The organism is Streptomyces sp. NPDC046909, from assembly GCF_040644695.1.
In the GTDB taxonomy this organism is placed as follows: Bacteria; Actinomycetota; Actinomycetes; order Streptomycetales; family Streptomycetaceae; genus Streptomyces.
The window spans coordinates 1-13342 of sequence record NZ_JBEYXC010000034.1; the positions used below are offsets into that span (position 1 = coordinate 1).

12 protein-coding genes and 1 pseudogene are annotated in these 13342 nt (G+C 67.4%); 5 read left to right on the top strand and 8 right to left on the bottom strand.

The window, feature by feature from the left end; translation table 11 throughout:
- Positions 1-206: 206 nt before the first annotated feature.
- Both ABZ928_RS51970 and ABZ928_RS51975 read left to right on the top strand, forming a co-directional pair.
- Positions 207-1415 (top strand): hypothetical protein, encoded by a 1209-nt coding sequence (locus tag ABZ928_RS51970; RefSeq protein WP_361536613.1) that lies wholly within the window; start codon positions 207-209, stop codon positions 1413-1415.
- A 588-nt stretch (positions 1416-2003) separates the two neighbouring features.
- Positions 2004-2282, top strand: coding sequence for a hypothetical protein (locus ABZ928_RS51975; RefSeq protein ID WP_361536615.1), 279 nt, complete (start codon positions 2004-2006; stop codon positions 2280-2282).
- A 277-nt stretch (positions 2283-2559) separates the two neighbouring features.
- On the opposite strand, the gene ABZ928_RS51980 is transcribed toward ABZ928_RS51975, so the two are convergent.
- Positions 2560-2868 (bottom strand): hypothetical protein, encoded by a 309-nt coding sequence (locus tag ABZ928_RS51980; RefSeq protein ID WP_361536617.1) that lies wholly within the window; start codon positions 2866-2868, stop codon positions 2560-2562.
- A gap of 153 nt (positions 2869-3021) precedes the next feature.
- Here ABZ928_RS51980 and ABZ928_RS51985 point away from each other — a divergent pair, with 153 nt between their 5' ends.
- The gene (locus ABZ928_RS51985; protein ID WP_361536619.1) at positions 3022-3966 is read left to right on the top strand and encodes an XRE family transcriptional regulator; all 945 of its coding nucleotides are present in this window, start codon (positions 3022-3024) and stop codon (positions 3964-3966) included.
- A 589-nt stretch (positions 3967-4555) separates the two neighbouring features.
- Here ABZ928_RS51985 and ABZ928_RS51990 read toward each other — a convergent pair.
- The 5 genes from ABZ928_RS51990 to lexA all read right to left on the bottom strand — a co-directional run bounded on the left by ABZ928_RS51990 (position 4556) and on the right by lexA (position 9845).
- Positions 4556-4840: a hypothetical protein gene (locus ABZ928_RS51990; RefSeq protein ID WP_361536621.1), complete on the bottom strand. Its 285-nt coding sequence runs from the start codon at positions 4838-4840 to the stop codon at positions 4556-4558.
- 126 nt (positions 4841-4966) lie between these two features.
- Positions 4967-5332 carry a hypothetical protein gene (locus ABZ928_RS51995; RefSeq protein WP_361536623.1) on the bottom strand — a complete coding sequence of 122 codons (366 nt, stop codon included), beginning with the start codon at positions 5330-5332 and terminating at the stop codon, positions 4967-4969.
- A gap of 448 nt (positions 5333-5780) precedes the next feature.
- Positions 5781-6167 carry a DUF6009 family protein gene (locus ABZ928_RS52000; protein WP_361536625.1) on the bottom strand — a complete coding sequence of 129 codons (387 nt, stop codon included), beginning with the start codon at positions 6165-6167 and terminating at the stop codon, positions 5781-5783.
- Between the two features lie 151 nt (positions 6168-6318).
- Positions 6319-7905: a phage/plasmid primase, P4 family gene (locus ABZ928_RS52005; RefSeq protein ID WP_361536681.1), complete on the bottom strand. Its 1587-nt coding sequence runs from the start codon at positions 7903-7905 to the stop codon at positions 6319-6321.
- A gap of 1268 nt (positions 7906-9173) precedes the next feature.
- Positions 9174-9845 carry a transcriptional repressor LexA gene (gene lexA / locus ABZ928_RS52010; protein ID WP_361536627.1) on the bottom strand — a complete coding sequence of 224 codons (672 nt, stop codon included), beginning with the start codon at positions 9843-9845 and terminating at the stop codon, positions 9174-9176.
- 305 nt (positions 9846-10150) lie between these two features.
- Between lexA and ABZ928_RS52015 the strand changes: the two are divergent.
- A pseudogene (locus tag ABZ928_RS52015) lies at positions 10151-10266 on the top strand (ATP-binding protein); the annotation flags it as partial.
- 101 nt (positions 10267-10367) lie between these two features.
- Positions 10368-11096, top strand: a complete 729-nt coding sequence (locus tag ABZ928_RS52020) for a leucine-rich repeat domain-containing protein (protein ID WP_361536629.1) — start codon at positions 10368-10370, stop codon at positions 11094-11096.
- Positions 11097-11777: 681 nt separating this feature from the next.
- Here the strand turns inward: ABZ928_RS52020 and ABZ928_RS52025 are convergent.
- Together ABZ928_RS52025 and ABZ928_RS52030 are read right to left on the bottom strand one after the other, a co-directional pair.
- Positions 11778-12347, bottom strand: coding sequence for a peptide deformylase (locus ABZ928_RS52025; RefSeq protein ID WP_361536631.1), 570 nt, complete (start codon positions 12345-12347; stop codon positions 11778-11780).
- On the bottom strand, positions 12344-13318 hold the full coding sequence (locus tag ABZ928_RS52030; protein ID WP_361536633.1) for a helix-turn-helix transcriptional regulator: 975 nt from the start codon (positions 13316-13318) through the stop codon (positions 12344-12346). Before ABZ928_RS52030 ends, ABZ928_RS52025 begins: the two co-directional genes overlap by 4 nt.
- Between the last annotated feature and the right edge of the window lie 24 nt (positions 13319-13342).

A 13342-nucleotide genomic window follows, 5' to 3' on the forward strand; every position in this document is an offset into this window, starting at 1 on the left:
CCCTTCCTTCATGCCTCAACACCGCTCAACTCACCCGAACCAGCACCCCGTTCGAACCACACCGACCACACGAGCGGATAGAGAACAGGCAGTCACCCGACCGTCACCCGTCGCGGTCCCGCGAGGCGCAACGGCAACGGCGCAGGCGACCACGTCCACCAACCTCGGACCACCTGATCAATCCGCATCAGCGGACCTTGTTCGACATGGACCGGGACTGGAGCCAGGTGGCCCGTCTCACCGCAGCCGAACTGCCCTCCCTGACCCCGGAGTCCGAACGGATCGCACGAGAGTTCACCCGCGTCTCGCGGCGGCAGAGCCGCCTGATCGATCCGAATCCTCATGGGCATAAGGCATCCCTCCGTGCCCTGCGGATCGTCCTTGCGTGGCTCGGCGCCGCGGCCCCCGTCTCCGAGCGCGACCTGCAGGCCCTGGCCACCCTCGATCCCAATATCAGCGGGCAGCGGGTGATCTGGTTTCTCGCCGAACGCGGCCTGCTGGAGCCCGATCCCTCCCGCCAGATTGATCGCGATGCCCAGACCGTCCGGAAGATCATCGACCGGTTCCCGGTCCCGATGAGGGACGAACTTCGTTCCTGGGTCCAGGTGTTGAAGGGCGAGGGCAGGCGGGAGCACCCGCCCCTGTCGTCCCGTCGCATCCTGGTCTATGTGCGGATCGTCCGGCCCGTCCTGGAGGAGTGGACCACCCGCACGGACACCTTGCGGTCCATCACCACCGAGGAGTTCAAGGACGTCCTCGACGCCAGGAAGCCGGGAGCAGCGCGGGCCGCTCACCACGCTCTCCGCAGCCTCTTCAGGGGCCTCAAACAGGAGCGTGTGATCTTCCGGGACCCGACCCGAGGCGTCACCCTGCCCGGCGTGGTCACCCTGCCGGCGTCGGTGCCGAGCGACCGGCTGGCCGTGCTGATGGGACAGGCCCGGACTCCCCTGCACCGGCTGCTGCTGGGCCTGGTCACCATCCATGCGGTCACCCCCACCCAGGCCGCCAATGTCCGCCTCGACGACGTCGACCTCACCCGCGGCCAGTTGATCATCAAGCACCGGTATCACCGCCGGACCGTCTATCTCGATCCGCTCACAGCCGAGCTCCTCACCGACTGGCTCCGCGAGCGTCAGCAGAGCTGGCCGACCTCCACCAACCCCCATCTGCTGGTCACCAGCCAGACCGCCCTGGACATCGCCCAACCCCCGGTCAGCGACGGGCTGTTGCAACACGTCTTCGAGAAGATCGGCATCCCCGCCCGGACCCTATGGCAGGACCGAGTCCTGCACGAGGCCCAGCTGACCGGCGACCCGGTGCACTTGATGAGACTGTTCGGCATCGCGGCGGAGACGGCGATGAAGTACGTCCGGGCCGCCCATCCGGAGAGGACCGGAAGGCCTGTCACGCGCTGATCGAAAAAGCAAACACAGAGTGACGAACGTGGGGAACAACACACATGTGCCTTGTTTTCCATGCGCACGGCTGTTGAGGAGCGTCCGGCGCTCTAGAGTCTGTCCCTAACGGCGCTTCGGGCATCGCCGACCTTCTGGTCCAGCTGGACGGAAGGAGGTGAAACCGTGCTCGAAGAAGAACCGCCGAACTGGGAGTTCTGGACCTTCGTGATCGCCCTGCTCCAGCTGACACTGGAGCTGATCAAGTAAAAGGCCAGGTCTCACCAGTCCGGCGAATCCGTCCCGGGGGTCGGCCAATCCAGGTCGGCCCCCGCTCTCTGTATAGCGGTCGTGACTATCTGTACTGGATGCGTCACTCTCGCGTGCCCCCACTGTAGGGCGGATTTGATAAATCAGTGCTGTGAATCAGGTGACAACTTGTATGTGAACTTTGAGCTCACCTTCACAACGATCTCTCAGCCACAGGGTGTACGGCCTGGTCACGGCGCCTGCCAGCCGTGAACCCGTAGCGTCCCCGGCATCGACCTGCCTCGGCGAACCGAGTTCCGCCTCGAACGGCCTCAGGAATCTGCGAACCCGCGCACTTCGGTGTACGACTCGCTCGGCCTCCAACGCGCCCGGGTCCGCAGCATCTCGCTGCGCGCAGACGCCCTTCGACCCGCCGACCAGGCCACCCGGCAGCTCACCCTCGATGCCGGCGACGACAAGCCCCTCGCGATCGAAGCCGTCGCCGATCGCGCCCGCGCCCGCTACGGGCGCCAGATGCTCTATCCAGCCGCCCTCGCCATCACCTCCCGAGCCTCGTCCGCCCGCTATGTGGACCCAGGCGATCGTCCAGATGACGCCCGTGGACGTCGTGCGACATAAGGTACGGCAGCGGCAGGCGAGGGTGGGCATCCCCTGCCCTGGAGTGACGATGGCCAACGACGGATGCCGGGATCTGCGTGTCCCGGAGGGCAGCGGACGGCCGGTGCGAGAAGAAGTCGCCCGGCTGGTCTATGTCTTCGACGCGATCGCGGACGAGCACCGCACCCGCGCGGACTGCCTCCTTGTCGCCGACAGCGTGTTCGAGGTCCTCGCCCGGCGCGGGCTCCTCAGGCCAGCGGCAGTTGGCCAAGCGGTCGCCCTCGATCGGCCTGCACCGTCAAAACAGCGGCCACGCCCGGCTCCTCGGCAAGACAGGGCCGTCCCAGTGCGCCGGAACCGGCACGGCTGTCAGGTGCACCTCGGTGCCGTGGACACGCGCGGCACCGACAAGGGTCTGCAGCAGCTGAACGCCGGCGAGGTCGAGGGTGCCGAGGCGGGCGTGCCAGGTCTTCGTCTCCAAAACGTACGAAGCGATCGGGCGGAGCCTGTCGAGTTGTTCCTGCCATTGGGGATCGGTGGCCGGCGCCGTCTGGATGATTGCCTCCAACACCCGTGCGCTGTCAGGGGAGTTCGGCGAACTGGTCATATCAGCCGGCTGGCCTTCCGCAATGAGTCCCGGTCCTGGCCGACTGTGCCTTTGAGGTCCGGCCGCCAGTCGGCACCGTTGGCTGGGGATTCACCTGACCGGGCCAGGCCCGCGCAGCGGTCGAGCGCGGCCCGATCGATCTCCGGCACCGCCGTGACGGCGCTCGCCGTGGACTGGGCCGTCGGCGCCACCGGCGCACTCGCCCAGGCCCGCGACGGCAAACCGGTCGGCGAGGACCTCGTCACCTTCCTAGAGAACAGCACCCACCAGCTCGCCGGCCTCGGCACCGAGCAGCGCCAGCACACCCTCACCCTGCTGGATGCGCACCTGTCCACCGTCACCGACCTGCTCGCCCACGGCCGCTACGCGCCCGCCGTCGGACGACGCCTGCACGCCCTGGCCGCGTCCCTCGCCCAGAACATCGCCTGGCACCGCTTCGACCTCGGCCGGCACACCTACGCCAGCCAGTACTGGATCGCCGCACTGCACAACGCCCACGCCGCAGGCGACCACGACCTCGGCGCCGGCCTCCTGGGCGACCTCGCCTACCAGGCCGCCTGGCGCGGCGACCCCACCACCGCCGCGCACATCCTCCACCACGCCCTGACCCGCGCCGACAACCCGGCCGCCCGCTGCCTGCTCCACCTGCGCCTCGCCCGCGCCCTCGCCGCGCAGCAGGAACGACGCGGCGCCCTGCGCGCCCTCGCCGCGGCCGAGCAGCACCTCGGCGCCACCGGCGCCGACCGCCCCGCCTGGTGCGCGTGGATCTCCGAAGCCGACCTCGCCGTCGACTCCGGCCAGACCCTCCTCGACCTCGGCGACACCGCCCGCGCCCACCACCTCATCACCGAAGGCGAACGCCTCCTGCCCGCAGCGAGGGACAAGACCCGCGGCGTTTTCCTCGCCTACAGGGCCGCCAGCCACCTCGACCAGCACGAGCCCGAGCCCGCAGCGGCCGCCGCCATCGAATCCCTGATCCTCGCCCGCCGCCTGGGAGCACCCCGCTGCATCAAGCTTGTCGACGACCTGCTCCCCCGCTTCCACCCCTACCGGCAGGCCCAGGGCGTCACCGCACTCCTTGAGCTCGCAGCCGCTTAGGGGGATCAGGTGCCCTCAGAGGACAGCGGTAAGATCGCCTGCGCCTCGCGCAGCGGACACAAACTGACCACACGTCACAGCACCAAGGAGTACTGCGAGCCCCGCCGCGGACCCCTCAGAACCCATCTTTGAGCCTCGAGCGCGCGACTGGTGGGACGGCAGAGTCGTTGGACCGGCATGACTGATGATCTGGAGACTCGCGCGCTCAGCCTCCACTTGAGCTTTCCGGCCGCGATGATCGCGGGGCGCCTCGTGGCGGAGTTGATGGCCTGAGTACGCCGATGATGCCTGGACGGTTCGGTTCACCGAGCGGGTTGTAGAGGCCGCGGGGCGGAACGAGGGATGGGCGCACGAAGTCCTGGCGTCAGCGTCCGAAGTGCTGGGGACAGTGCGTGTCGCTGAGGCTGTCGGTGGCGATCCAGCGATCGCACTCATCCACACATACGGAGCGACGCCGGAGATCGCGGGCAAGGTGGTGTGTGACGCGTCGCGGCCGTCACGTTGATGACCCGACGTCTCACCCGGCAGCCTGCCTATCCCACCGCAGCGGCACCCCGGCCAACGAGAGCTATCCAGGCTGTCCGATCCGTCATGGCAGGTGATCGGGCGCCGGACTAGACGCCACGACGTCGTCCAGGACTCGGTCTCGCAGCTGGACCGCCAGCCCGTCAATTGCGTTGACCAGCGCCACGACGACCTCCATAGGTTCACCAGAGTCGACGGCCAGTTCGGCGTCCTCCAGGAGCTTGATGGCGTCCATGCACAGCTCCGCACGGGCCGCGCGTTCTTCTGGGGCGGCGCTGGTCAACTGCTCGGGGGCGAGGACTGCGGCGAGGTTCTCCAACTGGGTCCGGGACGAGATCAGTTGCTGCATCGCTGAATCAAGACGTTCATACGCCACGTCACCGCAACGACACGCCCTCACCAAAGTCACCGTCCTTGGCGCAGCGATCGATCAACGGTTCAAAGACGGATTCTCACACGGCCACGGCCCTTGGCATCAGGGGAGATCCCTATCAGGGCATCGCGACCTTGAACAGAGAGGCCGGGGGGTCGAGGGGGTTGAGACCGGGTTCTCGATGGCGTCGAGGAACGTGACCGTCCCAGCCTTCGCGCCGACCTGAAGGATGACGTTCCCGGTCTCCGACTGGCCGGGCCCATATGTCCTGTTGAGCTGCGCGAACCCGCCGGAGTTGCTTTGCGCGTTCGCCTCTACCGGACCTTCGCCGGCCTTCTCCCACGTCGCAAGGGTGCCGGAGAACTCTCCGGCAGTCGTGCTGGTGTTCTTCACAGTGAGACGGATGAGGGCGTATCGACCCGAAGTGATCTCTTTCCTGCCGGCTTCTGCTGCCGTTGGGTACGTCACGCTGACGACCGTGGCCCGCATGGTGGTCGTGCCGCTTCCGATTCACCTTCATCGGGCACGTGACCCGGAGCGCGCCAGGCGCCTGACGGTACGACGTCGAGCAGCAGCACGGGTCCCGGCACCGGCGCCGGGACCTGCTTGCATTTACCCGAGGCGCCGAGGCGCACCCCCACGGCCGGACCGCCAAGTCCAGTCCCGTCAGTCCCGTAGCACCCGCCAACCGGCCCCTGATCTGCGACTCTATGAACGGGGCCGAATGAGCCTCCACGGCCCTCCGGCAAGGGGGCGGCCACCGAGGTGCCCAAGAGTCGGACCGCTCGGTTCAGTCCCGTCAGTCCCGTAGCAGCCACCGACCCGCCCCTGATCTGCGACTTCATGGACGGGACCGAACGGGGCTCGCCCGTCTTGCTGTCGGCAGGTGATCCGGGGGCGCAGCGGCGTACGCGGGTCAGGATCCGGCGGGCGCTATTTCCGCTGCATGGCCGGTCTGCGAGCGTGGCGTCTTGGCGCCGGCTCTCCCGGGCTCGATGGTGCGCGGATCGACGGCCTCGCCGGGGGCGCCCACTTGATAGTCCCCGGTGGGGTCGCTGTCGCGGTCATGCGGAAGCAGGAAGAAGGTCCGTCGGGGGAAAAGACCGCTGTCAGGGTCGCGTTCAGCGCCTGCGGCGAGGGTGGTGTAGCCGACGAGGCGACCGTCGCGGGAGTAGCGGGGCTTGCCGGTCCGGGTGGTGACCTTGTCCAGAGCCTGTCGGACGTAGTCGATGGTGTCCAGGTTCTCCAGCCACACCACTTCCGCTTCACCGGTGAGCTGGCCGTCCTCCAGCATCGAGCTCATGGCTGCAGACCCTCCTCGTTCTCGTCGTCCAGCCTGTTGGTCCCGCGGGCGTTCGTGCCACTGGTGCCTGGCTGCATCGTGCCCGCGCGGGCTGGTGCGCGCCCTTCATCGTACGGCCACGCATCCGGACACCCCAGATTGCGAGGAACCATCACTGCTGTCCACCTGCGTACGACGACGCGTCGTGGCTGGGGACCGTCTCGTCCATGACGTCACTGAGCAGGGCCAGGCCGGGATACAGCTTCCGATCGTTGTTCTTGATCATCTCCGCGGGTGAGGCGAGACCAAGTTCCTGACGGATACGGCCAGCGAAGGCGCGGGATGTCGCCGATTGGATGCCCTCGTCAGCGCACCATCTGGTGTACGTCACGTACAGCAGTTTCTGCTCGACCCGCAGGCGGGGGTCGGGGCGTCCGTCCTCGCCCATGGTGCACCGCTCAGCCAGGAAGCGGCCGATGTGGTCCTCGGTCCGCTCGTACGCCGCGGTCGCCAGGCGTACCGAGGCGGGGCCGTCGAGGGAGTCGCGGGTGCTGAGGTAGAGGCGGGCGCCGTCGATGAGCCACTGCAAGATGCCGGGGCCTTCGTCGCGGACGAGTTCGGCGGCCAGGTTGTCGATCTTCCGGTGGTTGGGGACCTTCCGTTCGAATGGGATGAGTCGCATGCGCCGCCAGAAGGCGTGCCCGCCGGTGCCGACTTCGGGCTTGTGGTTGCCCAGCAGCCACAGTTTGTGCGTGGGGGTGAAGGTGAAGAAATCCTGCCGCATCCGACGGGCCGTGATGGCATCTCCGCCGGTCAGAAGCTTGACGCGGGCCTCGTTGAACTTGTCGTTCGGCTTCAGTTCGCTGCACACCACGATGCGCCGGCCATGCAGTTCGGTCAGCTCGGTCGAGTGCTCGGCGAATTTCCCCTGATCCATCAAGAAGCCGGGCGGGGCTGCGTTGGCGTACTCCCCGAGGATCTGCATCATCACGTCCAGGAGAACGGACTTGCCGTTCGCTCCGGAGCCCCAGAGGAAGGGCAGCACCTGCGCGCCGACGTCTCCGGTGACGGAGTAGCCCAGCAGCAGATGCAGGAAGCTGATCGTCTCCCGGCCCTTGTCATCGTCGCCGAAGGTGTCGCTGAGGAAGCGGTCCCAGCGGGGGGTCGCCATCAGCTGAGGCGCGACGGTGGTGGCCCGGGAGTGCATGTCGGTGAGCGGGTCAGGTTTGCGCAGCTCCCCCGTCTTCAGATCGACCACTCCGGCCGGGGTGCACAGGACGTAGATGTCTCCGTCCAGCACATCAGGATCCAGGCTCAGCCCGGGGGCCGCCTGGGCCTGCTGCAGCAGCGCCTTCACTCCGGCCGTGGACTGAGTCCTGCGGCGGTGGGCCTGCAACTGCCCGTCGCTGAACAGGCCGCGCGGGTCGGTCCGCGGAATCTGCTCAGCCAGGTCCCCCGCCGCCCAGATCGCAGCCTTCTCACCGCCGACTCGCTTCCACCGGTACTCGTCCCAGGTATACCAACCCAGCCCTTCCACATGGCGGAAGCGGTCCGCGAAGATCCGCGCGAACAGCTTGGCCATCGCACGGTCGGTCAGTTCATCAGGGAACAGCCCCACCGGCCTTGCTTCTGAGGAAGGCGGAGCATCGTCGGACTGCTGCGCCGGAAGCAACAGCTGACCGTCCGACGGCTGCAGATGAAGACGCATCTGCTCTGCGGCTGCCACTGCGTCAAAGCGCACGGGATCGGCACTGCTCATGCGCTCCCCCGGAAGGAGAAAGAGTTCCGGACAGGGCCGGCTGGGGGGCAAAACGACCGTTCGCTGTCTGTATACCGGCTGGCCACAGCGGGGAGCCTCTGGAGCTCCGCGGAGACGGTAGGCGCGGTCGCTGGCACAGGATGTCCTTGCTCGGGGGCGGTTTTCAGTCCCGTCCGCAGAAGTGCTGGTCACAGGTGAATCCGTAGGACCAACGGGACTGACGGGACTGAGGAGTACAGACGCGGTCCCGAGCGTAGCGCACACCTGCTGGAGAGACAGAGCCACTCGGGCGCGTGTTGAAAGTTCGGTCCCGTGAGTCCCGCAGCCCGGGGCAGGGGGAAACGATCCCACGGGCTGCACCTGCGGGACTCACGGACCCAACGGACCAGGCAGACCTTCAGTCCCGTATTCAGTCCCCCACCAAAAGACCAGGTCAGCGTGCTACCGCCGCGCAGTACGGGACTGACGGGACCGAGACTTGCAGTTATAAGCTGCATACGTAGTAGGACATGCGCGTGCGCATACACACACGCCTGATCGTTATAACCCCCAAGGTGAGTCCCGTCAGTCCCGTCACCGACATAGAAGGTGCTCTGACCTGCGCTTTTCTGGGACGGGACTGAACGGGACTGAAGATGGCCAGCTCGTTCAGTCCCGAGCCAAGGCCACCGCACGCGTTTTTCCTGGCGGGCTGGAGCTGCCAGATTCGAGGCTCGTCACCGACAAGCCGTGGTGTGCCCTTCTCCAGTCGAGACGATCGTGCGCCGCGGCGCAGGCCACCACAGTCGCCTCCGGCCCAAACGCGGGAACCGGATCGCGGTGCCGCCTCGCTGCCGGGAAGCTGAGCGTTCTCAGGGTGTGGAGCTCGTAACCGAAGAAGCCGCCGTGCCCATCAGGGCTCTGGCTTCGATGTACCGGCCGCCGATGGTCAAAGTTCCGCGGGCGACGCGCAGGAACTGGCAAGTCCAGTCCCGTCAGTCCCGTATCAGTAGAGCGGTGTACGCGAAGCGAGGCACGCGACCGACCTGGCGATCCTGCTAGGACCCTCACCGATCCTTGCCGCTGGGGGACGGCTGCGCGGACAGCTCTCCGAGCGCGTGCCGCTTTGAGGGAGCCGCCTGCAGATCAGCTCTGTCGGGATCGGTGTGATGCCGGCGAGGTGAACCCGGCTGGCTTCTCGCCGACTTCGTCTGGCAGGGGCGGCAGGACTCCCTTCGGTAGGAGCCAGCGTGGCATGACTGACCGGCTCTCCTCCAAGGGATTTCTGCTCAGAGAAGCCGCAGGACGCCGACGACCTTGCCGAGGATGCGTGCCTCGTCGCCGGGGATCGGCTCGAAGATCGGGTTTCGCGGCATCAGCCACACCTGTCCGTCCTGTCGCTTCAAGACCTTCACAGTGGCCTCGTCGTCCAGGAGAGCGGCGACGATGTCTCCGTGGTCGGCGCTGTCCTGGCGCCGTACGGTCACGATGTCGCCGTCGCAGATGGCCGCATCGATCATGGAGTCGCCGGACACTGTCAGGGCGAACAGATCGCCATCTCCGACGACTTGGCGGGGCAGCGAGTAGACGTCCTCGACCATCTCCTCGGCGAGCAGTGGCGCGCCGGCGGCGATCCGGCCGACGAGCGGCACATCGACCGGCGCTTCACTGCGGCTGCCCAAGTCGGGCGCCCACGAGGGCCTGACCCGGTAGGCGCGGGGACGCTGCGGGTCGCGGTAGAGAACCCCCTTGCTCTCCAGTGCCGTCAGCTGGTGGGCAACCGATGAAGTACTGGCGAGGCCCACAGCGCCGCCGATCTCCCGCATAGACGGCGGATAGCCCTGCCGGTCGACCGACGCCGTGATGTAGCGGACGATGGCCGCCTGGCGGCTCGTCAGCTCCCCCTCGGCGGTTCGCGGGCCCGGAGGGCGGCCGCGGCGGGTGTGGCCGGTGGGATCCATCTGGGTCACCTCCGTACAAGATCAGCAGAACGCGACCCTAACCCGCCGCCCCTCACAAATGGAACACTCTTTCGCCTTCGAGGTGGGTGGGCGGCGCGGCCCGTGCAATTGCCCACGAGAGGTCGTGTGTGGCCCCGCTTCTGTCCGATCGTGGTCCCGTCCGGCGGCCGCGCACCGTCGGCGACTACTTCGCCGTCGAACAGCCCCTGTTGAAGCCGTTACCGCCAGAACCGTTCGGCATCAGCCGCACCTTCGCGCTGCGGGTGGACCGGCACAGCCGGATCTCGGTCCGCATCGACAGCTACTCTAACGAGGCCTTCGGAGGATGGACCAAACGTTCACCAATCCCCGGCTCTGCACGGCCATCGTCGACCGGCTGACCTTCAACGGCACGATCATCGAGACCGGCACCGACTCCTAATGGGCAGTGAAGCAGGCCGCAGCCGGCTGATTTCGTCGTCGCATGGCCCAACCCCGCACGAGAATCAGGACCCTGACCGTCGACGGAAGGGACACCAGGCCGTGCAGCCCGCACTCACCACACTCAGCCTCTGGCGCCAACAGCTCGGGGAAGTGCCGGAGTCTGTCTGGCGACGAACCGAAATCCAGGTGCTGATCCTGGCGGACAACGGGCTCACGGACCTCCCGTCGAAGATCGGACGGCTGCACCGCCTCACGACCCTGGACCTCGGCCACAACAAGCTCATGTCGCTGCCTGATGCTCTGGGCGACCTGGCCGGGCTCAGCGGCTGCCTCTACCTGCACGACAACAGCCTCTCCCGGCTCCCGGACACACTGGGCAACCTGACGCGGCTGCGCTACCTCAATGTCGGGGAAAACCCTCTGACCGGCCTGCCCGAAACCATCGGCCGGATGACTGAACTGATCGAACTTCGCGCCCAGCACAGCCAGTTGACCACTTTGCCCACCGGCATCGGCTGCCTCCACAAGCTGCGCGAACTCTGGCTCCGTGGGAACAAGCTGACAAGCCTGCCCGACTCGATCACTGAACTGCACGAGCTACGGCATCTGGACCTGCGCGAGAACGCACTCAGCAAGCTGCCCGAGGCCCTGACGCGCCTGCCTCGGCTTCGCCAGCTCGACCTGCGCACCAACCGCATAGCCCAGCTGCCGGCCCGGGTCGCACAAATGCCCGCCCTGGAGAAGCTGGACCTGCGCTGGAACCCGTGCACGCCCTCCCCGCACCTGCTCGCCGAACTGGAGCAGCGCGGCTGCGTGGTCCTTCTCTGAACCACAAGCGCAGCCCGTCCCGCCACGCCGCCGTCGCTCATCCTGAACATCAACCAGGACATCGAGCAACCGTGAGCCATGGTCACACCCTGCCGCATTCAGGTGCCATTAACGAACGTGTCACGAGCCCCAAACGGACAGAGATGTACTGGTCAGCGAGGGCTTTGACGCAGGCCGGGCGGGTCGTGCGGTCCCGTCTGCCACCGCCGACTCACCAAGTGAGGCTTTCGGAAAGCCTTCACCTGTCCTCCTCGACCAAGCGGAAGCCGCACGAGCCGCAGACCGTATGCCCGTCGGGTGCCGTCCGCTTGCACTGCGGGCAATGAAACGACGGCGGTCCGGCAGGAGGAACGGTGGGAGGAGGACTGGTCGGCCAAGCCCAACGACTCCGCTGAAGCACCTCAAGAATCCGCATCCCTCCATGATGCTTCGCGATGGCCGTCAGAACGAGCAGGGACAGCGGTGAACCTGGCCGCCTGCAAGGCCGGTGAGCTGGTGGAAGTGCTCGCTGAGTGCCCTTGGGTTTCGATGCCCTTCCTGTCCGGAAGGCGTGCCGCTCGTGCCGGTCTTCAAGAGGGGCGTACCGCTTCTGTTCCCGCGCCTCGGCGGGCGGGAGCGGCCAGCGGCATCGCCCTCTGGAATCAGGCGGCGATGCCGACGTGGGTGACCATGGGACGAGGGTCAGTTGTCGTAGGCCCAGGTCCGGCCGGTCTGCCGGTACTCCTCGACGGGGATGGGGTCGACACCGGGCTGCATGCGGCGTAGGTACAGCATCCCGAAGAGGTGATCGACCTCGTGGAGGACGAGTCGGGCGAGACCCCGCTCGTACGTCGTTGTGACGGTGGAGCCGTCGAGCGTCGTGGTCTCGACGGTGATGCTCAGGGGGCGTTTGACCATGCCGCGGACGTCGAAGAACGACAGACAGCCCTCGTACTGCTCGTCGGTGTCGTCGGAGGTGTCGGTGACGCGGGGGTTGAGGAGCACGATGGCGCCGGCGCCCTGCTCGGCGGGCTGGACGACGGCGGCCGCGCGGCCGACGCCGATCTGGGGGGCGGCGATGCCCATGCCCTTGGCGAAGGGGTGCACCTGGGCGATGCGCTCCATGGCGGTGAACAGCTGGTCGACGGCCTGTTCGGCGGCCTCCCGTTCGGAGGGCAGGTCGAACCGGCGCGCTACCTCGGTGAGGATGGGGGCGCCCTGCTGGACGACGCCGAGGTTGCGCATCTGCTCGCTGGGCCGCGCCACGGTCACTTGAACTCCCCTTGATTCACGTCCGGTTCAGGTCGGGCCCGGAACCGCCATTCGAGACGATAGCGAGCGTGCAGGGCCGGGCGGGTGGTCGACCAGGTGAAGACGCGGTTCCCGTCCTCCTCGCGTCGTGTGGGCGCGCTGGGCAGCGGGGACGCCTCGGCGGTCATCGATGTCTCGGTGCCCCACACGACCGGATCGAGCGTGGCGGGGAAGGCGAGGACGACTTCGAGGTGTTCGGTGGGCAGCCGTACGGCTCGTTGGAACCAGCGGCCCCATTTGGTGTCGCTGACGGTGTAGGCGTATTCGATCCACACCGCATCGCCGGGGTAGAGGGGGAAGCGGCCCTGGTCGTTGTCGAACAGCAGCCACACCTCCTTGAAGGCGTCCCGGTCGTGTTTGGCTTCCCAGCGCATGATCTCCCCGCGGCAGGTCGCGGTGAGCGCGAGTTCATTCCAGGTCAGCGGGTGGGCGCGGTAGTGGGCGTTGGAGCGCTCGGGGTCGCCGGGGTAGCGGTCGACGGAGATGCGGATCAGGTAGCGGGTGATCGGGGCGTTGCCGGTGTTGCGTAGCAGGCGGCGCATGGTCAGCCGGTAGAGGCTGCCGTCGTAGTCGAGACGGGCGGCATCGTGCTCGACGACGATCGCCGAGCCGGTGGCGTACGGCTGCTCGGTCCGCCAGGGTGGGGGCACGGCGGCCGCCGCGGTGCTCTGGCGGACGCGGGCCGTCTCGTACTCGTTCCACTTGCGCCAGATCGCCTTGCCCGCGTTCAGCGTCTCGTCCGCGCGGCGGGCGAAGTCCTCAGTCGGCTTGTGGCGACCGGATTCCACGTGGCTGACGTAGGAGGGGTGGAAACCCATCCGCTCGGCGAGGGCCCTCTTCGACAGGCCGCGCACCTCGCGCCAGCGGGCGACCTCGGCGGCGAAGTTCTCCGCCGCCTCTTCCACGGTGAGCGCGTCTTCCTGCGCGTCCATCAAAGCCCCCGCCCTGCTTGGGTG